Source organism: Spirosoma spitsbergense DSM 19989, from assembly GCF_000374085.1.
Lineage (GTDB): Bacteria > Bacteroidota > Bacteroidia > Cytophagales > Spirosomataceae > Spirosoma > Spirosoma spitsbergense.
The window spans coordinates 1-26989 of sequence record NZ_KB893589.1; the positions used below are offsets into that span (position 1 = coordinate 1).

Below are 26989 nucleotides of genomic sequence, written 5' to 3' on the forward strand. Positions count from 1 at the left end.
CAGGGCTTTTTCATAAAATTTGGAGTAGAGCGATCTTTGTGATTTTTCTCGACCAAGATAAAATCGCATGACGACCGCCCCGCTCCAAAAAACGAAATTAGGGCCTACTACCAGCATTTGCAAGCCCACCTGCCTGACCCGCGTGATGAGCGGGGTAAACGCCATAATCTGGCCTTCGTGCTGACAAGCCTGTTATGGGCTTTGTTGCGCTGCGGAGGGCAACTTAGCATCAGCCGCTTGCACCGATGGTTGGTCCGAGAACATGACTGGTTAGTGGATCAGACTGGTGAGATGAGCCGTAAAGCCATCTCGCACAGCCAATTACGAAGAGTACTGGCTGACTTGGATTATACCCGCTATAATGGCCTAAGCGAGGAGTTCTTTGGCTGGTCAGCGCAAGTAGAAGGGGTCTGGCGTAGTGTGGATGGCAAGGAGCTTCGAGGCAGTATTAATGGGGTAAGTGGCCAGAAACGGGGCGAGGTGTTGGTTCGACTAGTGGGTCATGAGGATGCCCTGGCCCAGGTATTAGGCTTCTATCAGGGCCAGAAAGAATCGGAGCGGACTCTGGTAGAGGAGTATATCCAGGCGCAGTCCACAGGCAGTTTGCAGGGGGAGTGCTGGAGTTTAGATGCGTTGTTTGCCACACCTGCTCTGTTGAGGGCTTTACAGGAAGCTGGTGTAAACTATGTGGTGGGTTTGAAAGCAAATCAGGCCGAGTTACTCACCCAGGCCCAAGCGTTGCGTGAAGGCGAAGCCCATTTTGATTGGGCACAGCTTGAGAAAGGACACGGACGAGTAGAACAACGTCATTATCAGGGCTATGAACTACCGCTTTGGCAGGTAGATGCGCGTTGGGACAGGAGTGGATTGGTCTCTATTGTGTGGGTGGAACGTAACCGCTTTCGCACCAAAGACGGCAAAACTACTCAGGAGTCCTGCTGCTTTGTGAGCAATGTAAATCTGGAAGGGCTGGGTGGTCTGGTACTGGCAGGGGCGATCCGCAATCACTGGCGGATCGAATCCGATCACTATGTGAGGGACACAACGGCTGGCGAAGACGGCATCCGTTGTGGGCATGGGAACCGGTTACGAAGTGTGGCGAGTGTGTTGAATGTTGGCCTGAATCTACTGCGAGCCGCAGACAGAAAAGGTAATCTGAGAGCCTATTGGGAGGACTGTTCAGCAGACCGACAAAATGTAGTTGACTCTTGGAGAAGAACTTAGAATTTTATGAAAAAGCCCTGTTGTGTGTAGCTGACCAAACAGCAATGCCAACTAAAATACCGATGAACAGAGCAAATGGAATTTTTTGTGAGTTCATCTTTTTCTCTTCTGACACTAATTCATCAAGTGTCATTTTGGAGTAGTCCTTTCGTACAAACATAATAATGTCTCTTTTTTCTATGTCGATGGGCGAAGCTAACAAACGCATACTTCCAAACAAAACCACTGACTTGTCGGGACATGTAGCCTGTCGCGGAGGTTCCGAAATGGTGACTTTTTAGACTTTCCCTACTGCGGCCTGCCACCTGTAGCCGACAACCTGAAATGGCTAAACAGCCTGGACCCGCCACCCAACGTCCTGATAGATGAGGGAGGTAATTTATTGAAAATCAGTAACTTGTGATCTTTATGCTGCCTGTTTCGTTGGGCCGAACGCCTTACTTCGGGGGCGAGCAACCTGTCGCTCCTGACACGCCCACGCGGAGCGGAGTTAAAGCACTTGTTTTCGAGTTTGTAGTTCCCCTTTGACAACTTTCACATCATTGATGTTAATATATAGAATAGGGGACAGAGCAAGAGGAATGATGAGCAAGGGGAGTCCAATGGAGGATTGGTTTTTGAAGCACAAAAATATGGCTGCAATCAGCAGTACCGTAAGTAACCCAGCAAGCGTAGCCGTTACGACTTCTGTTGTCTTTTTCCGTTTGAGCAAAGCCTCATTGCTCATCTCTTGTATTTTCACGCAGCTAATTTAGTGGAAAAACAAAGTTGTCTAATCGGGGCGTTTCTTGTATCAACCAGAAGCTGACTAACTAGCAAAAACCTGACCTCTGGGGAGTTCGCACTGTTGACCGCAACCCGCCTTGTAAACACATTTTGGCCGGGACACCCAACCCTCATAGGTGTTGATGATGAGCGAGTTACTCCAAAAACGGACATACTTCCGGCCTTTACACACCTGTTGAGTTGGGCTGAACGCTTGACTTCGGGGGCGAGCACCCTGTCGCCGGAGACCAACCCACGCGGAGCGGATAACAGCGCACTTCCACTTTTTTTACGCTGAAGCGCGAAGCTAAACAACGCACTTACCGATTAAACCGAGCCTTGTCAAGCCTGCCTGTCGGGACGTGCAACCTGTCGACTGGACGTTGCCCCGTAAACCAAAACGTTGACTGTTGGGGCGTTCACCTTGTCACACGGAACCCAACCAACGAGCAAAAAGTCTGCCCACTTGTATCCGTAACCTGGATTCGATTCGTCCATTCAAAATCACGAACGTGACCATTGGCACCCAAGTCTTCAAAATCGACACCGCCAACTTGGCAGAGGTATTGCAAACGGAGTAAGGGCTTGGCTGAGTCAGCAAAATAGCATTTTTACAATCCGAGAGTACTCTCGAAGGCAATTCCCTTTGCATCTGTGACCTTTCAATAAACCGGGTTTGCGCTCTTATATATGCTGGATGGAATCAATAGGGCAGTCCTTATGAGGGCCGCCCTATTCTATTGAAATATCAAAAACTTGCTACTCAGGATACCAGGAACGCATCGAGTTTGTCAAAAATTTGTAGGGGAACCGGTATCGCCGTTGCGGTGCTCAATCCCTTCAGAAAACTCAGTGAAGGCGCGAAAAAGTAGCCTCCCCCTTTCATTGTGACAACATCACTGAACAGAAATGGCTTCTTCACCGAGTTGTTGTACCCTACTGGCCATTTTTGATCGATAGGCGTGGGGGTTTTTCCGATAATAGGCGAGATGCCTACCGCACCGTGTTCAAAATCCTCGTTATTAGACCAGACCCGTTGAATGAATTCAAACTGATTGAAAATATTAGCCTGGAAGCACATGAATAATAAACCGACCTTACCTGTCGGCTGCACATCATCATCGAGTAAACCACCGGGTAAACGTTTACGGGGAACGTCTTCGTAAGGAATACCCCGCCGAACAATCCGGTGGACCTTGTTATCGACTAATGCAGGGTTGCCAAACCCATCGGTACGCGGGTTATTCTTCCGGGTATGAGCATGAAACGGGCATCGCGCTCCGCCGGTGACGTTGTTGGAGTCATTATTAGGGCTCTCGAAGGTGTAATCGTTCGGAACCTGATCTTTTCCGATGGGCTTTTCGATACCATCCAGCGCCAGGGGGGTACCATTTTCAAAGCGACCGACCACCATCGCCCCAGCCAGTTCACCCTGGGCTTCGGTATGACTTGGTCCGAACAACTCAACTGCAAGCGCTTTCTCTTTGTCTTTAAACGATTTAACGTTCTGCTCCAGCTTCCGGAATACCAGGTAGCTGCCACAACTGTCCGGCGTTTTACCCCCTTTGTCACGCACCAGAGCCAGACTCAAAGGGGCTTGGGGTTGCCAGTGATCATGCCTGATACCCTTATCCAGTTCATTCTGAACGTCTTTGGCATAAAACAACGGCTGGCTTACCCCATCGGCGTAACCGTTATGTTCGATACCGTTGTCATCGGCATTACGCAACCCTCGGCCGGCTTGCTCTCTCATGATGGTTGCGATACCGCTCAGAGAAAAAATAACCGCTCGTTTCATGGCCCGAACAAAATACGGATTGTCGTCGGCAATCAGTACCATTACGTGAATCAGGCCACCAAAACCGGCTTCCCAGTCTGACACCGGTGGATCGTTCAACGAACTGTTGAGACCTGGAATCGGTGTGCTCGGATCATTGTTGGAAGCGGCCATACCTGCCCGGAATTTGGCGTCGGTAGGTATCTTATTTTCAGGAATACCCAGATACGTGTAACACTTATGGGTCAGGAAGACATTCGTAAAGATTCCGCCGGGTAAGCCCTCATCTTTGAAAAGCTGCGTATCGGCCAACTGTTTGTTGGCCGACGGAACGAACCGTTTAGTGAAAGAAGCCAGCCATGCTTTTGCTTTCACCTGTTGACCGGCATTGAAATGAAAAAAGACGCTTAGCGTGTGGTCACGCCCATGTCCTTTGAGAATGTTGCCCTGTAAATCGTCTAAAAAGGGGGCACCAGGTGAAATAAGTTCTTCTGATAAATCCGTAGTGAGTGGCATAAAATAAATGGTTTAAGATTGATGTGAATTGGTTCTGTAATGCTCATTAGTTATCTGTCAATTGAAATCTGACTCATCTGCTTTGGCGGACCGTAGTAAATGTAGCTCGTGCCGACCGAAATCGACCAATGCATTTATCTAAAGGTAAATCGTCCAATGTTGAAAAGTGAAAACGCATAAGTGTCTTATCATTAATTATTTAGCTTGACCTTCAACCTCTTCTTGGATATATTGGGGAGCCAGCGTAGTTTCTAATTTCCATCAGTTGAGTTTTCAGGGGGTTTACCCTGTCGGCCTAAACCTGCCTAACTAGCGGTATATCCTGTCGACCCAAACCCGCTCCGCAAACACTTGATTGACACTCACCCAACATGTTATTGTACGAAACTTCGCTTAATATCAAGTCACTCGAAATCAGTCAGTTCATATTGAGCGCTCGTTGTTTATGATTGCTTTAGAGCAGATGCCGACTTCGGTCAGTATACGTCACAACAATAGTCATTTGGCTGCAACTACACAAGAGAATGAGCTATAAAGTTAGCCGGGGAAAGTCGATATTATTATACGGTAGTGGACCATGGCAGGATTACTGAACAGGCACGGTCCGCCAACTCAGTCTTGAGTGGAAAATGTCGGGAGAGTAGGGATAGACTGATTCTAAATTAATCCTGTTTGCGGCCGTCGATAAACTTTTATAGGGCCATTACGTTAAGCACGAGAAGACTAGTCGGTATGAAATCAATTATTGCCTGTTTGCTGGCGTGCCTGATGGTGGGGAGCAGTTTGCTGCCCGGCTTCGGTGTTGAGCAGTCCACCAAACTGGTCGAACTGATTCAGCACTACCAGCAACACGCCAAAGCGGAACCCGGTCTAAGCTTCACCGACTTTCTGGCGATGCACTACGGAGCCAATTCAGAGCACCAGAAGCATCCCAACCACAGCCACCACAACCTGCCCTCGGCGGGTCATGCGGTACCGGCATTTGCCCCAACGGCCGTTCGGCTGGGGATGTCGTCAGTAGTATCCGTTGTGCTGCTGTCAAAAGCAGACTTTTTCCGGTACACCAATCTCTATTCGTTTCTTGCGATTTTCTCGCTGATCAATCCCCCCCGACGCTGATTGCTGCGTGGCCACAGGCCGAATTTCGCCCTTACCGGGCGTACCCTATTTCTCTATTTTCTTCCTGATCAATTACCCTGTAACATAGGTTTTTGTCATGGCTCCGGCCACCCATTCCCACAACAGCGGGTCGGCTCGTGCTGAGGAATCCCGAACGTTTAGGTTTGAGGTCTCTCGTCCGGTACCGGCTATCCAGCCCGGAATGACAAAAACGTACCATACAGTGTACTAACAAAGCCGTAAGCCATCATGCTGAACGCCATCATCCATTTTTCTATACATAACAAATTAATTATCGGCTTCCTGACGCTGGCACTGGTCGGGTGGGGCGTCTGGTCGGCCACGCAACTGCCGATTGATGCAGTTCCCGACATTACCAATAATCAGGTACAGGTTATTACCAGCAGCCCATCGTTAGCGGCCGAAGACATCGAACGACTCGTTACGTTTCCTGTGGAAGTGGGCCTTTCCAACATACCCGGCTTACTCGAAGTCCGCTCATTCTCCCGTTTCGGCCTGTCTATCGTAACGGTTGTGTTTTCCGATGCCACCGACGTGTACTGGGCACGGCAGCAAATTTCGGAACGGCTGCAAAACATAAGCAGTCAGATTCCGCCCGGAGTCGGTACGCCCACAATGGCACCCGTCACTACGGGGCTGGGTGAAATTTTCCAGTATACCGTCGTTCCCAAAAAGGGGTACGAAGACCGTTATACGCTTACCGATTTGCGTAGTATTCAGGACTGGATTATCCGGCGCGGGTTGCTCGGTACGACCGGCGTAGCCGACGTGAGTGCCTTCGGTGGTATGCTCAAGCAGTACGAAATTGCCGTTGACCCCGACCGGCTCCGGAGTGCGGGTATCACCATCAACGATATTTTTACGGCCCTCCAGCAAAATAACCAGAATACGGGCGGAGCTTACATCGATCAGAAACCCAACGCCTATTTCATCCGCTCGGAAGGGCTTATCGGTTCGATCGAGGATATTGCCAACATCGTTATCCGGCTAAACGGGCAGAATCAGACCATGCGTTCGGGCCTGCCGATACGGGTACGGGATGTGGCGCAGGTGCGTATCGGTTCCGCTGTACGCTATGGTGCCGTAACCCGCAATGGAGAGGGAGAAACCGTGGGGGCAATCGTCATGATGATCAAGGGGGGGAACTCCTCGCAGGTGATTAAGGACGTAAAAGCCAAAATTGCCGAGATCCAGCAAACCCTGCCCGAAGGCGTACAGATCATTCCATTCCTGGACCGCACCAAAATGGTGAATAGCGCCATTGGCACCGTAGAGCATAACCTGATGGAGGGGGCACTGATCGTCATTTTCGTGCTGATATTGCTGCTGGGCAACTGGCGGGCGGGCCTGGTAGTTGCTTCGGTTATTCCGTTGGCTTTGCTGTTTGCCCTTTCCATGATGAAACTATTCGGCGTATCGGGCAACCTGATGAGCCTGGGAGCCATCGACTTTGGCCTTATTGTAGACGGGGCCGTTATTATTGTAGAGGCCACCCTGCACCATATTCTGCTGCGAAATAAAGACCGGACACTTACGCAGGAACAGATGGATAATGAGGTGTTTGGAGCCGCCAGCCGGATTCGGTCGTCGGCGGCTTTTGGCGAGATTATTATCCTGATCGTGTACCTGCCTATCCTGGCGCTGGCGGGCGTGGAAGGGAAAATGTTCCGGCCAATGGCCCTGACCGTAGCCTTTGCCATTCTGGGAGCGTTCATCCTGTCGCTGACCTACGTACCGATGATTTCTGCCGTGCTGCTGAGCAAGAAAGTGGAACACAAAGACAACTTTTCGCACAAGTTGATTACCCGCATTCAGCGGGTGTACGAACCTGTCCTGCTCTGGTCATTACGGTATCGATTCCCTATTCTGGGGGCGGCTGTGGGATTACTCGTGCTGGCCGGGGTTCTATTTTCGCGCATGGGCGGGGAGTTCATCCCTCAGCTTGACGAGGGCGATTTTGCCGTCGATACCCGCACGCTGGTGGGTAGTTCGCTGTCCGAAACGGTCGATGCGACGCTGAAAGCCCAGCGAATTTTACTCAAAAAATTCCCGGAGGTGGAGCAGGTGGTCGCCAAGATTGGTTCCGGTGAAATCCCTACGGACCCCATGTCTATCGAAGCCTCCGATCTGATGGTGATTCTCAAACCAAAAGATGATTGGACATCGGCCACCACCCGCGATGAACTGGCGGGTAAGATGGCCGATGCATTAACGGTCATTCCGGGCGTAACCTTCGGATTTCAGCAGCCGGTGCAGATGCGTTTCAATGAACTGATGACCGGTGCACGGCAGGATGTGGCGTTAAAAATTTACGGAGAAGACCTGAGCCAACTGGAAAAACTCGCCGGGCAGGTAGGGGGTGTTATCCGGAGTGTCAACGGGGCCAAAGACCTGTATGTGGAACAGATATCGGGAACGTCGCAGATACTGATCAAACTGGACCGCAACCTGATGGCCCGCTACGGCCTGAACGTAGATGATGTAAACCGTACCATCAACACGGCATTCGCCGGGCAGTCGGCGGGATTGGTCTTTGAGGGAGAAAAGCGATTTGATTTGGTCGTTCGGCTGGCGTCCGAAAAACGGCAGAGTATCGACGATGTCCGGAATCTGTACATCACCGTACCCGGAACGATGGGAGCGGGGGGGCAACAGATTCCGCTCTCGCAGGTGGCAAAAGTGAGCATGGAGCAAACGCCCAACCAGATTCAGCGCGACAATACCCACCGCCGGGTAACGCTTGGCTTCAACGTGCGGGGCCGTGATGTGGAGAGTATCGTGGCCGAGTTACAGCAGAAAGTAAAACAGCAGATTAAATTCCCGCCGGGCTACTACGTTACCTGCGGAGGACAGTTTGAGAAACTGGTCGATGCTAAAAAACGGCTCAGTATCGCCGTGCCCATTGCGTTGTTCCTCATTTTTGTCCTGTTATTTTTTACCTTCAACTCGGTCCGGCAATCGCTGCTTATTTTCATGGCTATTCCCATGGCAGCCATTGGGGGCGTATTTGCGCTGTTACTGCGCGGAATGCCGTTCAGCATATCGGCGGGGGTAGGTTTCATCGCCCTGTTTGGCGTGGCTGTACTGAATGGCATCGTACTAATTGCCGAATTTAACCGATTACGGCACGAGGAGGGGCTGACCGATATGATCGAGATTATCCGGCAGGGGGCGGAAATTCGTCTGCGTCCGGTGGTGATGACAGCCCTGGTGGCTTCCTTCGGTTTTATTCCGATGGCTATTTCCAACTCCGCCGGGGCCGAAGTGCAAAAGCCTCTGGCAACGGTTGTGATTGGGGGACTGTTTACCGCTACATTGCTCACGTTGATTATCCTGCCCATTCTTTATTCGCTATCCGAAAGGAAGGCCGTTGAGCGCGAAGCGAACGGACAGACTAAAAAAGAGCAGCCCAAAACGGCCACGGTGGCAACGATTATTGCCCTGTTGCTGCTGGCTACAACGGGCGGTTGGGCGCAGGGGCCTTCAATGCAGACGCTCACCCTGGACCAGGCTATCCAGCAGGCTACTACGCAAAATGCCCAGGTTCAGCTAGCCGGTTTAAGCGTCAGTCAGCAGGAGGCCCTCCGCCGAACGGCTTTCGATCCGGGCCGGCTAACGGCTAACCTGATGCTGGGTCAGTACAACACGCGTCGCTTCGACAACAACCTGACCGTGACCCACACCATCCCGAATCCGACGCTGATGCGCCGACTGGCCGACCTCAATGACCAAACCGTAGCCGGGAGGCAGGCGGCTGCTCTGGTGACGCAAAACGATGTGACCTATCAGGTTAAATCGACCTATTACGAACTGATTTATCTGGCGCAGAAAACCCGGCTGTTTTTGCAGCAGGACACCGTACTCACCGAGTTTGTGAAAGCCGCTGCCCTGCGTTTTCGGGTGGGCGAAACGGGTAATCTGGAGAAGGCCACTGCCGAAAGCCAGTTGGCCGATCAGCGGGTTAAACTGGCGCAAAACGAAGCAACTCAAACAGCAACCGGCACCCGGCTCCAGACGCTGCTCTACCGCACCGACCCCATAATGATACCGGAACAGCAACTGCCCAAACTACCGCTTCTGTTGCCAACGGACAGTTTAATGAGTGCGAAGAACCCACTGATTCGTCAGTTGCAGCAGCAAATAAAGGTAGCCCAGCAAACCCGGCTGGTGGATCAGGCCCGGCTCAAACCCGATTTTATCGTGGGATTTTTCTCGCAAACGCTGATTGGTAGTCAACTGATCGACGGACAGGAGTTGTCTTTCGGTCCCGGATACCGGTTTAATGGCGGACAGGTTGGGGTAACGATGCCCCTCATCAGAGGAGCCGGACGGGCACGGGTCGAGGCTGCGCGGGTGGGTGAGCAAATAGCCCAGACCCAATTGCAAACGCAGCAATTTGCGCTCAATCAGCAGGCAAGTCAGTCCGTACGGCAATACAACCAGTACCGCGATGCCCTGACCTATTACGAACAAAATGGCCTGCCGCAGGCGAATCTTATCCAGACGCAGGCCCGGCGGGCGTTCGGCGGAGGTGATATTGGCTACGTGGAGTTCTCACTGGCCCTGCAACAGGCGCTGACCATCCGGCTCAACTACCTCGAACTCCTCCATCAGTACGACCAGTCGGTGCTGTACATCAATTATTTAGCCGGTAATCCCTAACGTACTTTCCTGATTAAAACATCCATGAATCAATTTCATAAAATGATGCCCGTTCGGCATCTGACCATACAACTCGTCATTGGCGTATTTATCGGTTTCTCGGCTTGTCAGTCCGATGAAAAGGCCGATAATCAGTCGGATAATCAAAACGAGGCTACCGCCACAACCGATTCGACCCAGAAAAAGCCTGAGGGCCCTGTGCGGGTTTCCCTGACGCAGGCCCAATACGAGGTAGCTGCTATAAAACTGGGTCAGCCCAGCGAACGATCTATGCAAACGACGTTCAAAGCGACCGGTGTACTGGACGTACCTGCCCAGAATCTAATGTCGGTATCGGTGCCGTTTGGCGGCTATATTCGCCGGATAAACCTGGAGCCGGGTATGGCTATCCGAAAAGGTCAAACCCTGGTTATCCTGGAAAATCCCGAATACATTCAGCTTCAGCAGGACTACCTGGATACCAAAGCCAAACTGGAATACGCCAACCTGGAATTTGACCGTCAGCAGGAGTTGAGCCGTGACAATGTCAATGCGCTGAAGGTGTTTCAGCAGGTCCGGTCCAATCGCCAGAGCTTACAGGCGCAACTGGCGGGTATGGCCCAGCGACTGGCTATTATTCGCATCAACCCGGCCACGTTAACCCCCGACCGTTTGACCCGCACCATTGCGATACCAGCACCGGTTTCGGGTTTTGTAACGGATGTGCCGGTCAATAACGGCCGGTACGTAAACCCCTCCGATGTACTGGTACAAATCAGCGACATCAGCCATATGCACGCGAAGCTGAGTATTTTTGAGAAAGACATCAGTAGTATCCATACCGGACAGCCGGTCCGATTCAACGTGGGAGCCGATACCAGTACCAGCCGGTACGCGCACCGGGGAGACATTTTCCTGATTGGCAAGTCGATCAATCCCGACCGAACGATTCCGGTACTGGTGCATCCGGAAGGCTACTCCGATGATTTTATTCCAGGCGGCTACATATCCGCACAGATAGCGGTAAAAACGCAGCCACTATCCACATTGCCCGAAGAAGCAGTCGTCGAGTACGGCGGCCAATCGTACATATACGTGCTGGAAAAACGCGAAACGAAAAGCGGAACCGCGCCTGTGTATCAGTTCCGGCAGGTCGATGTGAAAACCGGCGTTCGGGACAAGGGGTATATCGCCGTCACTATACCCGCTCATATTGACCCGGCCAAAACACCCATTGTGATAAAGGGAGCCTACAGCCTGCTGTCCAAACTCAATAACAGCGAAGAGGAGTAGACTAATTGATTGTCATTGGTTGTTATCTAAATGACCATCAATGACCATCAATGACGACGAATGACCATCAATGACTAACCTTAATACACTTCCATCTGCGGTTCCACCTCCTGCGCCCAGGCGTTGATACCACCGTCCAGGTTGTAAAGGTTGGTCAGGCCATCCTGCGTGTACAGGTACTGGATAACGTTAGCCGAGCGAATGCCGTGGTGACAATACACCACTACGGGCCGGTCGGTAGGGATGCGCTTCCGGTTGTTGGGAATCATGCCGATGGGAATCAGGACAGCTCCTTCCAGGTGGCAAAGGTCGTATTCGGGCCGCTCCCGTACGTCGAGCAAAAAGATGTTTTCGCCCGTTGCCAGCCGGTCGGCCAGTTCCTGTGCCGTTATTTTCTGCGGCCCGGCTTCGTCCGAACTGGACTGAGCCATTGCCGGAGCCAGTCCCTGCCGGGCCAGCTCATCGGCATCGGCCCGGCGTTTGGTCTTGATCTTCTGCTGACTAACCGCCAGCAGGTCTATCATCAGCAGGTGTTCTGTTAGTGGCTGGCCAATGCCGGTAATGAGTTTAATTACTTCACTGGCCTGATAGGTGCCAATGACACCGGGCAGCACGCCCAGCACGCCCGTATCGCTGCAATTTGGAATTTCAATATCGTTTGGGTATTCTGGGAACAGGCACCGGTAGGTTGGTCCCCGCCTGCCCGTTCCGAGGTCGGCGTTGAAGACGGCTACCTGCCCTTCAAACCGGTGAATAGCGCCATAAACGAACGGCTTACCCAGGGTAACGCACACATCGTTGACCAGATAACGCACTTTGAAATTGTCCGTGCAGTCAACCACAATGTCGTACGAATCAATGATGCTACGGGCGTTGGAGCTTTCGAGTGCGGTTGTATGAGTATCGAACGAAAGGTCTGGATTCAGACGGTTGAGGTGGCTGGCTGCCATCTTCGCCTTTGGTTTGCCTACTTCATCTGTTGTGTACAGCACCTGCCGCTGCAGGTTACTCAGGTCTACCACATCGGGGTCGATGATACCGATAGTGCCCACGCCCGCGGCCGTCAGATACAACAATACCGGGCATCCCAGCCCCCCCGCTCCAACGACCAGTACGCGGGCGTTCTTGAGTTTCAACTGACCAGCCGGGCCAATTTCAGGCAGATTGAGGTGTTTTTGATAGCGTTCTTTTTCGGTCGGAACAAGCGTTGTTGCTTCCATGATAGGACGGGGTAGATAAAGCTAACGTAGTGTTGCACTAATCCAACAGATTTAAAGACCTGAAAATTGCGTTGAACCCGGCACAATTGGAAATATTTAGTTAACGTTTTATATGTGATTTTTTTAGTACTATTGCCCCGATAAAGTCCTAACATTTCTCAATCTATGGATAAAGTACATTTTTTTGCCGGCACTACGCTGGCAACCAGTCTGCTGGCCCTTGCCCTGACGCTGAACAGTACCACGACTCAGGCTTTCGTTAACCCGGCCCGTCTTTCTACAGCCGGATTGCCCGAAACGGCACCGAAGAAAGGAAAATGGGAAACCCTTTTCGATGGTAAAACCTTAAGTGGCTGGCATACTTATCTGAAAGCCGGGCAACCCGTATCGGATAAGTGGACGATAGATGATGGTGCTATTCACCTGGCGTCGGGTGGTGCCGGTGATCTGGTGACCGACAAAGAATACGGTAATTTTGAACTGGAGATGGAGTGGAAAATTGCCGAAGGGGGCAACAGTGGTATTATTTACCACGTACACGAAGATCCAAAATACAAAGCAACCTACCAGACTGGTCCGGAAATGCAGGTGCTGGACAATGAGCGCCACCCCGATGCCAAACAGGGGCGTGATAACAACCGCACGGCTGGTGCGCTCTATGATTTGCAGAAACCCGTCAATCTGGGAGCCGCAAAACCCGCCGGCGAGTGGAACAAGGCCCGCCTGGTTATCAATAACGGAAAAGCGGAACAATACCTGAACGGTAAGAAAACGGCCGAATACCCAACCAGCGGTCCCGAATGGGATAAAATGGTTTCGGAGAGTAAATTTAAGGGGTGGGAAGGCTTTGGTAAGTACGACAAAGGCCATATTGCCCTGCAGGATCACGGGAATAAGGTCTGGTTTCGTAACATCAAGATACGCGAATTGTAGACTTTAAAGAGTGAAAGAGCGAATGAGCGAATGAGTGGGCCACCGATACGGTGAATAGCCACTACGCTAGCAAACAGCTCTTTCACTCTTTCACTCTTTCACTCTTTTAGTTATTATGACAACCCGCCGAACGGCCCTCAAAACCCTGACAGGTACCGCCTTAACGCTACCTTCCCTGACTGAATCCCTGGCCAGTCCAATGACACAGCCCGACTCCATGTCCGCTCCACTGAAAGGCCGTATCAATCACTCCGTTTGTAAGTGGTGTTACGGGAAAATTCCGCTCGATGACTTTTGCAAATCAATCAAAGAGATGGGAATCACCTCAGTCGATCTGACAGGACCCGCGGAGTGGCCTACCCTGAAAAAATACGGGCTTACCTGCGCCATGGCGCAGGGAGCGGGGAAAGGTATTAATGATGGTTTCAACGACCCTAAACTGCACGATGAACTGGTGGCCAGTTACGAAGCTATCTTCCCTAAAATGAAAGAAGCAGGCCTGACCAACGTCATTTGTTTTTCGGGAAACCGCCGGGGTATGAGCGACGAAGAAGGGTTGAAAAACTGCGCTGTTGGTCTTAAGCGTCTGATGCCCAGTGCCGAAAATCATGGTATCGTCGTCGTGATGGAATTGCTGAACAGCAAAGTGAATCACAAGGATTACATGTGCGACCACTCCGCCTGGGGCGTTAATTTATGTAAAGCCGTGGGATCAGAGAACTTCAAACTGCTGTACGATATTTACCACATGCAGATCATGGAGGGAGACATCATTCGCACTATCCAGGAGAGTAACAAATATTTTGCCCACTATCACACGGGCGGTAATCCGGGCCGGAATGAGATTGACGAAACCCAGGAACTCTACTATCCGGCTATCATGAAGGCGATTGTCGATACTGGATTTAAAGGGTACGTGGCGCAGGAATTCATTCCCAAGCGCGACCCGCTGACGAGCCTGAAAGAAAGTGTCATGATTTGTGATGTATAATTTGTCGGTATCAGGAGCGGGGAGTCAGGAGTGAGATAGCCCATTCTCACTCCTGACTCCTCGCTCCTGATACTTGTTATACCAGTTTGTAGTTTTTGTATTCGCCAATTCGCCAGCCGGTTAGTTTTTCGACAAGGGTCAGAAAACGGACACGGGCGGAATACCGTTTCTGGCGGGTATCGAAGTTGAAATCCCAGTTCAGGCGGTCGACGCGGGGTTGCATAACGGCAGGGTGAATACCCGTAAAGTGGGCTAGCGAGTCAATTTGACTATAATCGAATGCGTCGACACTAGCCTCGGCTTTGGCAATGGTTTCGCTGGTATTCCAGAAATGATTCGCATTGCGAAGCCTTTTCTTCTGTGTTTCGGGGGGCTTCACCCAGCCATAATGATATACGTACGCATCGATCAGTTTGACCCGTAGCTTCTGGTTCTCCTGCGTTCGAAATCCCTGTGCATCCTTATACGACACTACATTACCCGTGTTGCGAATCACCCTGATTTCGCGTCGGTACCACTGCCGGGAGTCGCCGACGTAGCTGTAGGAGCCGTAGAAATGCAGGTACTTGAAGAGTAAACCGTCTACGTTCTCATCCATCAGGTAGCGCTGCATGGCTTCCCGAACAACCGGAAGGTACTGTTCGTGCAATACTTCATCTCCCTGAATGTAGAACGCCCAGTCGGCATCCGGCGAAACAGCGGCCAGCGCTTTATCCGTTTCCAGGGCCAACACCCGCCCCCCGGCGCGGGCGCTATCATCCCAGGTTGTACGAATAATCCTTATTTTATCAGACTGAATGGATTTGATCAACGCCAGTGTATCATCGTCAGAATCGCCAACGGCAATCACGAATTCATCGCATAATGGCAACACCGATGTAATGGCTTCTACAATGGGGTAGTCGAACAAAACAGCGTTACGGATAAAACTAAACCCAGCTACTTTCATAGGGTAAAATTACCAATTTCTCTTTCTGCTTTTCGGTAGATTCAATGCTCAGGCTTGAACGGCACCGGTTTGGCCCTGTCTTACAAGGGGGTTTTCGGGTAGATGCATAAGGTAAATTACTCTAAACCAGATAAGTACGCAGGGTAGGGCTTTTAGCACGTATGGTTTCACCAACTGCTCCCGCAGGAAGGTTGGAAATATGTCGCTGGGCGACAGTATGGTGAACACAAAACAACTAATGAGCAAGGTTCTGTCGAGCCAGTTTTGCGGGCAGCACACCCACCAGCAAATCACGCCCGTAACGGCTGTAATGTAGGTTGGCGATTCGGAAACGGGGTTGAAAATGACCTGAAACAGCAGCACCGATGCAACCATTAACAGACGGAATACCGGTTCTGTATAGCGTTTTATCTGCACATACACCGTACAGAACAGCAGCACCCCGGCCCCAATAATAGCTGAAGTTGAAATATTGGGCGAGATGGTCTGATGCACAAGGCGGTGAATGGACAGATTAAGCCATTTGTCCACGTCAGATTTTATGAGCAGCTGTTGCACCCACAAGTCATATTGCCAGAGCAGTTTATCGGGCGAAGTAAGCAGCAGCGGCAGCAACGCGAACACAACACCCCAGCCCAGGGCATAAGCCAGAAACCGGAGTTTCTGCGGGTATAGTAAAAATAATGCCCCGGCTACCAGACTATAAATTTTGATATTGAAGCCCAGCAGGATAAAAAAAGCGGCCCAAACTGGTTTGCGACGTTCAAAACTCAGGAACGTAAATAGCGAAAGGGCGGCAATGAGCGGATTGGTCTGGCTATTCACGAGCGACGTGAACAATTCCTGCAGGCAGAACCAGTAGGCAAACACTTTTTGCTGATGCGTAAACGGCATCCGGTAGATGGCGTAAAACCAGACAGCCGTAAACAAGGGTTGCCAGATGAACAGCCCCACTGAATAGGGAAGCGCAAAAATTGGGGCAAATAGAGCGGCAAAAGTAGGTGCGTAGTGATAATGATCCACGTACTCTGCCGGATAGGCTGCATACAGACTTTTACCCTCCAGGAGATGATACAGCGAATAATAAAAAATACTGTACACATCAGACCCCTCAAAGAACACGACCTTTATGCTTGCCAGCAGGGCAAGTGCCGCGTAAACCCCCATAATGAAGCGGGTGTTACTGAAAAGAGGATGCCTGTAAAACTTTTGTATGGTATTCACTACAGGTCAATCTGTTAGATGATAGACAAAACCAGCCTTATAAAACGGCGAATATACTACGTGGTCATCCATTGCGGCCAAATCTCATTCAGGAAGATTGATAAAGGCACAACCACGACCCCTTCTTTTGTGGTGAAAGTTCGGCCCTGCGGCACAATTACAACTTTATCATCGGGGTTCAAATCTGCAACACTGGCATAAAATCCCTTTGTCAAAACGGGTACATCGGCGTATTTGATTTCGATGCAGGCCCGTTTACCATCGGGTCTGATAACGAATAGGTCGCACTCGGCACCGGCTTGTGTACGGTAAAAATAGAACTCAGTGTCGGAAGCTGTTCGGATCAATTGCTCTACAACGTAGCCTTCCCACGATGCGCCAACGAGCAGATTCGTTTGCAAATCATTAAAAGAGTGCAGGCGTGCCAGCCGATGCAGCATTCCTGAGTCGCGCAGGTATAACTTGGGCGATTTCACCAGGCGTTTACCAATGTTGATAAAGTAAGGCTGTAATCGTCTGATTAGAAATCCTCCTTCCAGTAAATCCAGATAGGCCAGTACAGTAGGCTGTGATATACCCATTGAGCGAGATAAGTCACTCATATTCAAGAGATTGCCATGAACACCAAGTAGCATTTGTAGAAACCGGCGTAGTGTAGGGGCCGCTACCTGATATCCCAGTGCACGGAGGTCGCGCTCAACAAAAGTTGCCACAAAATTGTCTAACCACCGACCTGTACGTGATGGAAGATCAGCAAAAAGTGCATCTGGAAAGCCACCCCTAAACCAGTGCTCCTGCCAGCTAACCCGGCTCTGTACTTCAGGCCATGAAAAGGGGGTTAGTTCGATATAGGATATACGTCCTGCCAGCGAATTGGCACTCTGCCGAATGAGGTCGGGCGAGGCCGAACCCAGCAGCAGAAACCGTCCAGGCATGCGCTCTTTATCGACTAACGCCCGAAGTAATGAAAATAATACCGGCATTTGCTGCACTTCATCTATAATGACACATTTGTCGGCTTGGCCCTGTAGGAACGATTCGGCGTTTTGGAGCACCTCCCGGTCGGTTGTCAATTCCAGATCAATGTAGATTGATTCAATAGGTAGTTACCCACGTATGAGTTGTGCCAGTGTTGTTTTGCCAACCTGTCGCGGGCCAATTAAGGCCACAATTGGAAAATAAGTCAAATCATCGAGCAAACGTGCTGTTACAGAGCGTGTAATCATCCTTAAAGTAACTCGCCATCCTTGTAAATTCAAAATATACATTTGAATTTACAAGGATGGCGAGTTACTTTAACCAGTATAGCAGAATGGAGAAAACCATAAATTCCCCTACTTCATCTCCTCTACAAACATCGTGAGGACAAGGAGCAACTGCAACTACATACCCTGCGTATCGAACTGTACCTTATCAACGGCAAACAGCGGTTTTTGACCGGCCGTTGGATTGATGAAAACGAGGTAGAGTTTATGAATACCCGACACGGGCTTACGGAATGGTAAATCAATCGGCCCCGTTGTGCCCTGTTTGGCATCAGCTTCGCCCAGAAGCAGGCCCGTGGGTGAGTCGAGCCGGGCTTCGAGTTTGCCACCCGCTACCTGGTCGTTAGCCGAGAATACCGTTGGTTTAATGCCCGTGATGCCCGTCAGGTCAATATCCGTGAACTCCAGGTAGCTACCCGACTTCGTTCCGATGGCAGCTGGTCCCATCTGTGGAATGTCGTACTGGAAAATATCCTGCTTTACATCCGCCGAAACGGCTTTCACCATCGGCGACCGCAGGGCTACACTCGATGAACCGGTAATAGGGCCAATGGCACCATTGCCCCGGTCGGTATAGGTAGCGGTCAGGATGTATGAACCATCCTTTTTCTGCGCTGCCGTCACGTAATCACCCGATAGTGGCTGACGGTCTTCTTTTTTCTGGTCAGCCAGCGAAAGGATATACCGTACCATGTCAGTTGCTTCGCTTTCCTTGAGTTGCGGGTGGGCACTCATGGCCTGTTCGCCCCAGACGCCACCACCACCGGAAATTACCTTTTTGGCCAGTTTGCCTTCGGCCTGAAAAGAGCCTTTGTATTTCTTCGCTACGTCGATATAGGCAGGTCCGATGGATTTTTTGTCAATGGCATGGCAGGCTTTACAGTCGCTCAGTTCAATCAGCCGCTTACCGGTCGAAAAACCCGTGTTGGCCTGGTGGCCCTGTGCCAGCATCGTTTTGTCAAAACCTTCGAGGTAGTTGATAGTCATGGTCACATCGCTGGGGTCGATACCTTTCTGCAAGGTTCCGTCCTCTTTGTCGGCCACTTTAACGGCGTACTTAACGGGCTTGTCGGGGAAGTAAAACGTTTTGTTTCCCGCAAGAGCAACTTCCACTTTGGGCTGGTCGTTCCCCACTTTGATGTCCATCGTTTTGGTGGCTACGTTTCCGGCGACATCCGTCACTTTGAGCGTAGTCGGGTAAACGCCGGGCTTCGTAAAGGTTACCGTTGGGTTGGCAGTCGTCTGTTTTGGCATACCGGGGCCAAACGACCACTCGTATTTGAGCGCGTCACCATCGTAATCCATCGATTCTTTCGCGTCAAATTTCACCGTCAGGGGAGCCGCACCAACCATTTTGCTGGCATTGGCAGCGGCTACGGGCTTCCGGTTGCCAGCATTGTACGTAATGCGCGACAGGCGGGCGTCGGCGTTGGCCGCAAACCACTGCTGCCCGTATTCGAGCGTATACAGCGAACCATCGTTGGCAAACTGCATGTCAATCGTGTGCGAGAACTTGGTGTTCGGCAGGAAGGTCTCCATCTTCACAAAATCGCCGTTTTCTTTCATCGTGACCGGGTGAATCCAGTCACGCATCCATTCGTAGGCAAAGAATTTTCCGTCGTAGGCCTTCGGGAATTTTACGGGCGATTCCGGATAGTCATCGTAGTAATAAACCGGTCCGGCCATGGCATTACGACCACCTTTGCCCATAATCGGCCCGAACTCCGGCGATTCGGCGTAGGGGTAATAAATAAACGCTTTCTGAGCCGGGGGTAGCTCCTGAAGGCCCGTGTTGTTAGGCGAATCATTGATTGGCTTCATGGGGTCAAACAGGGGGCCGGAGGTGCTATCGGCAAAATTAAAGGCGTGGTAGGGACGATTGTCCGCTACGAACAGCGGCCAGCCGTAATACCCTGCCTTCCGGGCCTGATTCATTTCGTCGTGCCCGCGGGGGCCATATTTTTCGCTGTTCTCACCCGCGTCAGGGCCTACTTCGCCCCAGTACAGGAAACCCGTACGCTGGTCGACCGAAATCCGATAGGGATTACGGTTACCCATTACGTAAATTTCGGGACGGGTCTTGTCCATTCCTTTTGGGAACAGGTTTCCTTCGGGAATGGTGTAGGTGCCGTCGGCTTCGGGGTGAATCCGCATGATTTTACCACGCAGGTCGTTGGTGTTACTCGATGTAGCGCGGGCATCCCAGCCCCGGCGACCCGGCCGCCCGTCAATGGGAGCGAACCCTTTGGAGTTGAATGGGTTGGTATCGTCACCCGCCGAGAGGTACAGATTGCCCTTCTTGTCCCAGGCAATCGAGCCCCCCGTATGGCAGCAGCCATCGCGCTTAACGGGAATGGTCAGCAGGACTTTCTCGGTATTGAGCAGCAGGGTGTCCTTCACATCGTCGTACACAAAGCGCGACAGGTGCTGGGCGGTATCGGCTACCGTATTGCCCGTCAGGGGCGAGTAGTAGGCATACAGCCATTTGTTCTGCTTGAAATTAGGGTCAACATTCAACCCCATCAGGCCGTATTCAAACTTGGTGAATACCGGGAAGTTGGCAACCACTTTCACCGATTTTTTGGCGGGGTCATACAATTTCAGGGCACCTTTCCGCTCCGAGAAAAGTACTTTACCGTTGTCCAGTACTACCAGTTCCGTAGGCTCATCGAGTCCGGCGGTGAGAATCTGGCGGTCGAAGCGGTTTTCTTCGGGGTAAGGCTGCGTTTTGGCCTGTCCGAACTTCAGGTTCGTAGCCATCACGGATTTGATACCACCCAGAATGTGGGCTAAAAACATCTGGTCGCTATACGACTCATCGGTATGGCCGGCACCCGTGTAAAATGCCTTGCCACCGTCGAAATCGTGGTACCAGATGAACGGGTGATTATCCCCGTTTTTGCCGCCTTCGTAGGTTTTTTCGTCCAGCTTACCCAGCACTTTTATCTCGGGCGAGATGCTTTTGTAGCTGTACCACTCGTCGAACCGTTTCCAGACGTCGGGCAGCATTTTGGTAGCCGGATGGCTTTTATCGATAATATCGATTTCGGCATTCTGCTGTTTGGGGTGGTTCAGAAAGTACGCACCCGCCAGTTGGTTATACCAGGGCCAGTCGTATTCCGTATCGGCAGCCGCGTGGATACCCATGTAGCCGCCACCCGCCTGAATGTACCGCTCAAACTGCGCCTGCTGGGCTTCGTCGAGTACATTGCCGGTCGTGCTGAGCCAGATAACGGCACTGTACTGCTTCAGGTTATTTTCGGTGAACTTGCCGGCGTTCTCTGTCGTGTCAACGGCAAACCCGTTTTCCTTACCGAGTTTCATAATGGCTAGTTTGCCTACCTCAATGGACTTGTGCCTATATCCTGCCGTTTTGGAGAAAACCAGTACTTTGTTCAGGGCAACGGGTGCCTGACCCGAAGCCGTTGCTGGTTTGGCCGGGGTCGTTCGCCGGGCTGACGTTTGTGCCCAGACAGGGTTGTCTGCGCCAGAGACTACCGTTGCCAGCACGCCCGCCAGCAGCCATAGGCGGGAGGGAAATTTACTGTTAATCATAGAGTTTTGTGATTTATACAAATTGATTGGCACCCACTAATCGAAGTCAAAATGCTTAACTTATTTTAGGATTCGATTGGCTTTTAGTAAGAAACAAAAGTAACGAAAAAGCGAATGCCATGTCGTAGTCATTGGCTTAAATAATGCCTGAACCTGAATTTAATCGACTTTTTTGAAAGTCAGAACGGGCTTGCCCTGCCGAAACAGCGTCAGTTCACGCGAATTAATCCGGTAGGTCATTGGCTGGTTCAGCAGGGGCAGCAGTTTGGCTTCTACCGCACCGTTTGGACCCATACAGGCCATTTTTGTGGTAACCAGTGGTCCAAACAGAATCTGATGAGTGTCTGCCCTAACGGGGCCGCTGAGCTGATTTCAGCCGGTAGTGCCGGTTACGCGCCCCTGAGTGAGTGAAATCTCCAGGCGGGGTATTGTCCGGGCTGCTCCGTTGGTGGCAACGGAATCCCCCTCTATGCCCGTGAGCACCCAGCTAGCCTGCAGGAGGGCTAATTGCCGTAGTGAAACGCCACAACCCACCACGTTTTTGCCCTGACTCACCACATCCACGTGGTAATCGTACCGCTGGCCGGATAGTTTATCCGTACAACTGTCGGGTCGGAACAATACCTTGATTCGGCCATCCAGCGACTGATATCCGAACGCGCCATTGGTCGAATCGGCCGTGCGGCTAATCTGATTTTCGGAAAGCGATACAACACTGCTGTCGCCGTGCCGGGGTTTAAAGAGCAGGACTCCCTGGGATGGGTTTACCGTTAGCGACCAGGCGGGGTCACTGCCTACGGCCACCAGTTCATCCCCGGCTTTCAGGTAGCGGGTGTAATCGTCGGGTTGATTGACGGGGATGAGCATGGCCGAGAACTGCGTAGACGGACGGCGACAGGCAACCGTCAGGAGTACAAGGCCAACCAGTAGCGTTCGCATAGGTTTGGTGCGGGTTGTATTTGAGGATAAGACCATCGCCAGCCGAAAAAGTTTAAGAATTATAGGACTTACGCAAACTGGATTGTTGGCCGAACAAGCTGAGAGCGTAGATACTCGCTCAATAAGCCATGCTTGAGTTGATAAACGCTCGTTTGACATCCATAAGCCAACTCCCGCAACCGTATCCACACCAAACTGGCCGCTGCAATATGATTCCGTTGACTTCGATTCAGACGACACTGACACTTAGCAATGCCTGTCAATTGTTTTTCCTCCCGGTGAAGCTGCTCAATCTTCCAACGCAGGCTGCTCTCCTGTTGAGCAGCCTGTGTCGAGTCCTGAGACAAGTCATTGGTTATCAACCAGTCCGTGCGGTCGGTAGAGACCTCAACCCGGAACAGCTTTACTTTCACATCAAGAGGAAACTTGTTGAGCTTAACCGCTTTGCCTTCGGCCAATTCCCTAGCCGACCACGCCAGATTACTCACCGCCAGGTAGGGTCGTTTTGCCTGGCTGTCATCCACTTTACGGTTGGCCTTGAGCGGACAGTAGAAGATTTTATGCTTGCTGATGAGCAGTTTCATCATCTCGGTGGTGGCATACCAACTGTCCATGAGCACATAACCGAAAAGCAAACCGCGATGAATCGCGCTAATGAGCATCTCCCGCACATGATCAAGCTTGGTCTTGCCGTCCCGGTCGGGGTCAAACAGCCGGTAGTCAATGACCCAGAATTGGTCGGCAACTGGATCGTAATACACGCAGTTGACCACACCGATGCCTTTAATTATCCCATGCTGATTACCCGAATATTGTCGCCGAACACCCTGTATTTTAGACGAGTGGATCTTTTCCAGCACTACATCGTCAAAGATAAGATAGCCTTCGAGCCGACTGTTAAAAAGTGGGCTTACCTTTTCCCAAAGCATTCGTGGGGTAAGCTTTTCTTCTTTTAGGAAGCGGGCCACGTCGTCGTGGGAAAGGTCAGCAAAGTGGTCAGCCAAATTCGTGCAGGTATAATTAATCTGGCTGGAGAGCAGATACTGACAGTATAAGTGGCTCGTCGTTTTCATACCTGAAATTAACCATTTTCATTACTTTGCGTAAGTCCTAAATTATTCTGTGTATCAACGGAAACCGAAAACCAGCTCGAATAAGTGAGCAGAACCAGCTTTTCCGGCAGGCAGCAACGCAGCCGTTTCTACTGTAAAAACTCCCTGGAAGCTGTTTGAATTGGCGCTTTCAGGCCCAAAATAGTAGTATAAACAGCTTTTATGAAACAGATAGTAAATGCTCCAGGGTTAATAGACAGGCCGACTGGCCGATGAGTTGCCGGTAAACAGACACCGCCGGTTTGCCAGAATCGACCATAAATCCGGTAATGACGCATCGAATGAGTATTTACCGTAAATTAGGCGTTTGCAGTAACGGTTGCCCTAACGTTACAACTTCCGAGAGATTATGCGGTACGCGCGCACTACGCTTTGCTTCCTGTTGGCCTGTCTGACGCATGTTCAGATAGTTGGTAAGCCAACCCGGTTGAGTAGGCCTGAGCAGGAAGACGAGCCAATAACGTTTGAGCATTACGGTCAGGAGAGTGGTCTGTCGCAGGGGACCATCAATGCGGTTACGGCCTATGATGGCTTCCGGTGGTTTGCTACGCAGGATGGACTTAATCGGTTCGATGGCTACGGGTTCAGGGTGTACCGAATCGGGCAGGGACTGAACAGTAACCTGGTGCAGGCCCTGCTCACCGATTCGCACCAGCGGCTCTGGATTGGCACGGGAGCCGGGCTGAATCTGTTCGACCGGGCAGGTGGCCGGATACGTGGATTTACGGAAACGTTTGGTATTCGCCACGCGGTCGATAGCCTGCCCGTTAACCGCCTGCTGGAAGATAAACGGGGGCGTATCTGGATTCAAACGGTGGCGCAGGGGCTGTTTTGTTTCGACCCGGCCCTGAAAAAAATCAGGCAATACTTTCCCGGTATCAATACGATCCACAGTTGTTGCCTGGCCCCCGATGGGCAACTGTGGGTGCTTACATTCAATGAGTTGTACCGCTACGATACCGAACGGGCTACTTTTGTGGCTGTCCCCATTCGTCAGCGCCTGACAACGGCATCCCTGTTTCAAAACCTCCTGTTCGACAAACGCGGAAATCTGTGGATGGGTACCGCCGATGATGGGGCCTTCCGGCTGGAAAATCCCGCCAGCCCGTTGGGTCACGTTACGCACTATGTACAGGGAGGTACGGCGCGGCACCTGAGCGGCAATGATGTAGAGTCGTTGCTGTGCGACAAAACCGGCAACGTCTGGATTGGCACCCGCACGGGCGGTATAGCCATTTACCACCCTGAAACCGATCAGTTTACCTACGTTCGTCACTCAGCGCTCAATCGCCGGAGTCTGCGCGAAAACTTCGTATGGCTCCTTTATCAGGATCAGCAGGACATTGTCTGGGTGGGGAGTAGTAGCCAGGGTATCGACAAATATGACCCCAACCGACTTCCGTTCGGGCTGATTCAGCAACAGGCCGACAATCCGGCGCAGGGCCTGCCCGATAACGTGGTTTTCCGGCTATTGGGCCTGGGAAACCAACTGTACATTGGCACCGAAGCCGGTGGATTTGCCCGCTATTCGATACCGGACGGTGCCATCACGTCGTTTCCTGAAACGGCTGTCCCATCGGCTAGCGCTATGCACGGTGAGGTGCGGGTAATCAACGCCGATTCTAACGGCAACCTGTGGTTTGCTAACTGGCACGAACTAACACAGTATGACCCCCGCCAAAACAGGGCTCATGTGTACCCGATGCCGGGGCCGCGTAAACAAAAATATATCTTCGCAGCCCACATGCTCAGCGATACCAACGGACGAACCAGCGAAATCTGGGTAGCGGGTGACGGTGGGTTAATGCGCTTCGACTGGCTAGCGAAGCGGTGGAAAGGCTGGCAGGATTTGCCCGCTGTCGCGGCTATTTCGGCCTATTATATTCGACTGGTCTATCAGCAGGAGCGGGATATCGTGTGGTTCGGGACGCTGGGAAACGGGCTGCTTCGCTACAACCGCCGTACGCAGCAACTCAACGCATTCGGGCCTGCCAACGGACTGGCCTGTCTTAATATTCGCTCGGTGTTGCAGGATGGCTGTACCCTCTGGGTTGGTACCGATTGTGGCCTGTTTGTACTTGATCTGACCCGCAATGTGGTTACACGCCAGTATACGAGCAGCAAGGGGCCGATGGCGTTTCGGTTGCCCAACGATGTGATTTACGGTATTCTGAAAGACAATGAGGGGTATTTGTGGCTAAGCAGCAATCAGGGGCTAACCCGCTTCTCGCCCACGAAGGGCGTGCTCAAAAACTATGACGTGTCGGATGGGCTGCAAAGCAATGAGTTCAATACCAATGTGGCTTACAAACATGCCGACGGTACGCTGTTTTTTGGCGGTGTCAATGGCGTTACGTACGTCAGAACCGGGCAGATGCAGCGAAATGCGTTTGTGCCGCCGATTCGTATCACCGCCCTTACCGTGCTGGACAGTGCTTACAATCCGAACCAGACACGCCTGACGCTCAACCCCGACCAGAATTTTATTGAGTTTTCCTTTGCGGCCCTCAATTTCTCTAACTCACAAAAAAATCGCTATCAGTACAAACTCGAGGGCATTGATGCGTCCTGGGTGCAGGCTCAGCATCGCCGAACGGCCAACTACACCAACCTGCCACCGGGCAACTATGTGTTTCGGGTGAAAGGCAGTAACGACGATGGCCTTTGGAATGAGCAGGGCACTCTGGTGAACATCCTGATTAAGCCGCCCTTCTGGGCGACACTCTGGTTTCGGATAGCCATGCTCATGCTGCTGGCAGGAGGGCTGTATGGCGGCTACCTGTACCGGATTGCTACGCTAAAAAACCGACAGGCCCACGAGTTGAGCGTAGCCATCCGAACGCAGGAACTTGAACGGCACCGGTTTTCCAAAGAACTGCACGATGGCGTAGGGGCCAACCTGGCTGTGCTGAAAATGTATCTCTCGTCGCTCGGCTCGCCCAACGTAACCGTTGATGATGTCAGGAATCGTTCCCTGTCCGTGCTTAAATCATCCATTGCGGATATACGCAGCATCATTCATGATACGCATCCGCGCAGTCTGGCCGAGTTTGGGCTGGTTCATACAATTGATGATGTGGTGGCATTGATGAATGAGAGCCACCAGCTGAACGTAATGTTTACCTGCCGACAGGTGCCGCAGAAACTACCCGAAAGCATCGAAATCAATATGTTTCGGATTGTGCAGGAATTGCTCCAGAACGCGGCCAAACACGCTGAGGCTACCCACGTTCTGCTCAGTCTGAATTATGAAGCCGATACCCTGTCGCTGACCTATAGCGATGATGGGCACGGCTTCGACCCTACACGCGTCCACAATCACTCATTGGCGGGCAATGGTTTAATCAATATCAACCAGCGGGTCATGCTCGTGAAAGGTACTTATCAGCTGACGTCGGCCGACAACAAGGGGACAGCCATCCGGATATCCGTTCCGGTTGCCTGA

Annotated in this window: 17 protein-coding genes and 1 pseudogene; 7 read left to right on the forward strand and 11 right to left on the reverse strand. The window is 51.7% G+C overall.

Translation table 11 applies throughout. The annotated features are described in order from the left end of the window. Nucleotides 1-117 precede the first annotated feature (117 nt). Nucleotides 118-1224, forward strand: a complete 1107-nt coding sequence (locus tag B157_RS0128150) for an ISAs1 family transposase (RefSeq protein WP_245565042.1) — start codon at nt 118-120, stop codon at nt 1222-1224. A 4-nt stretch (nt 1225-1228) separates the two neighbouring features. Here B157_RS0128150 and B157_RS40175 read toward each other — a convergent pair whose 3' ends face one another. From B157_RS40175 to B157_RS36175, 3 genes are all read right to left on the reverse strand, one after another. After that, nucleotides 1229-1357, reverse strand: a complete 129-nt coding sequence (locus B157_RS40175) for a hypothetical protein (RefSeq protein WP_281168515.1) — start codon at nt 1355-1357, stop codon at nt 1229-1231. A gap of 357 nt (nt 1358-1714) precedes the next feature. Further along, nucleotides 1715-1966, reverse strand: coding sequence for a redox-active disulfide protein 2 (locus B157_RS0128160; protein ID WP_245565310.1), 252 nt, complete (start codon nt 1964-1966; stop codon nt 1715-1717). Nucleotides 1967-2752: 786 nt separating this feature from the next. Beyond that, a complete protein-coding gene (locus B157_RS36175; protein WP_020606656.1) occupies nt 2753-4282 on the reverse strand; it encodes a Dyp-type peroxidase in 1530 nt (509 codons plus the stop codon). 732 nt (nt 4283-5014) lie between these two features. Between B157_RS36175 and B157_RS0128170 the strand changes: the two genes are divergently transcribed. The 3 genes from B157_RS0128170 (at nt 5015) to B157_RS0128180 (ending at nt 11356) form a co-directional block, all read left to right on the forward strand. Then, complete coding sequence (locus B157_RS0128170) at nt 5015-5401, forward strand: hypothetical protein (RefSeq protein WP_026309022.1); 387 nt, start codon at nt 5015-5017, stop codon at nt 5399-5401. Between the two features lie 249 nt (nt 5402-5650). Further along, entirely contained in the window at nt 5651-10084 is a 4434-nt protein-coding gene (locus B157_RS0128175; protein WP_020606658.1) for a CusA/CzcA family heavy metal efflux RND transporter, read from the forward strand. Nucleotides 10085-10108: 24 nt separating this feature from the next. Further along, nucleotides 10109-11356 carry an efflux RND transporter periplasmic adaptor subunit gene (locus B157_RS0128180; RefSeq protein WP_020606659.1) on the forward strand — a complete coding sequence of 416 codons (1248 nt, stop codon included), beginning with the start codon at nt 10109-10111 and terminating at the stop codon, nt 11354-11356. A gap of 80 nt (nt 11357-11436) precedes the next feature. Here the strand turns inward: B157_RS0128180 and moeB are convergent, their stop codons facing one another. Beyond that, a complete protein-coding gene (moeB, locus tag B157_RS0128185) occupies nt 11437-12576 on the reverse strand; it encodes a molybdopterin-synthase adenylyltransferase MoeB (protein WP_020606660.1) in 1140 nt (379 codons plus the stop codon). A 165-nt stretch (nt 12577-12741) separates the two neighbouring features. Between moeB and B157_RS0128190 the strand changes: the two genes are divergently transcribed. Together B157_RS0128190 and B157_RS0128195 are read left to right on the forward strand one after the other, a co-directional pair. Then, on the forward strand, nt 12742-13509 hold the full coding sequence (locus tag B157_RS0128190; RefSeq protein ID WP_020606661.1) for a 3-keto-disaccharide hydrolase: 768 nt from the start codon (nt 12742-12744) through the stop codon (nt 13507-13509). A gap of 115 nt (nt 13510-13624) precedes the next feature. Continuing rightward, on the forward strand, nt 13625-14500 hold the full coding sequence (locus B157_RS0128195) for a hydroxypyruvate isomerase family protein (RefSeq protein WP_020606662.1): 876 nt from the start codon (nt 13625-13627) through the stop codon (nt 14498-14500). A gap of 76 nt (nt 14501-14576) precedes the next feature. Here the strand turns inward: B157_RS0128195 and B157_RS0128200 are convergent, their stop codons facing one another. From B157_RS0128200 to B157_RS0128225, 7 genes and pseudogenes are all read right to left on the reverse strand, one after another. Further along, nucleotides 14577-15449, reverse strand: a complete 873-nt coding sequence (locus tag B157_RS0128200) for a glycosyltransferase family protein (protein WP_020606663.1) — start codon at nt 15447-15449, stop codon at nt 14577-14579. Nucleotides 15450-15497: 48 nt separating this feature from the next. Next, nucleotides 15498-16673, reverse strand: a complete 1176-nt coding sequence (locus B157_RS0128205) for a glycosyltransferase family 87 protein (protein ID WP_026309023.1) — start codon at nt 16671-16673, stop codon at nt 15498-15500. Between the two features lie 56 nt (nt 16674-16729). Further along, a complete protein-coding gene (locus B157_RS0128210; protein ID WP_342664722.1) occupies nt 16730-17773 on the reverse strand; it encodes an ATP-binding protein in 1044 nt (347 codons plus the stop codon). A 282-nt stretch (nt 17774-18055) separates the two neighbouring features. Further along, nucleotides 18056-21493, reverse strand: coding sequence for a ThuA domain-containing protein (locus tag B157_RS0128215; protein WP_020606666.1), 3438 nt, complete (start codon nt 21491-21493; stop codon nt 18056-18058). Between the two features lie 159 nt (nt 21494-21652). After that, nucleotides 21653-21853 (reverse strand): annotated as a pseudogene (locus B157_RS39925) (META domain-containing protein); the annotation flags it as partial. A 12-nt stretch (nt 21854-21865) separates the two neighbouring features. Continuing rightward, a complete protein-coding gene (locus B157_RS36180; protein ID WP_020606668.1) occupies nt 21866-22432 on the reverse strand; it encodes a hypothetical protein in 567 nt (188 codons plus the stop codon). 68 nt (nt 22433-22500) lie between these two features. Then, nucleotides 22501-23505, reverse strand: coding sequence for an IS701 family transposase (locus B157_RS0128225; protein WP_020606669.1), 1005 nt, complete (start codon nt 23503-23505; stop codon nt 22501-22503). A gap of 388 nt (nt 23506-23893) precedes the next feature. Here B157_RS0128225 and B157_RS0128230 point away from each other — a divergent pair, with 388 nt between their 5' ends. Then, on the forward strand, nt 23894-26989 hold the full coding sequence (locus tag B157_RS0128230; protein WP_020606670.1) for a sensor histidine kinase: 3096 nt from the start codon (nt 23894-23896) through the stop codon (nt 26987-26989).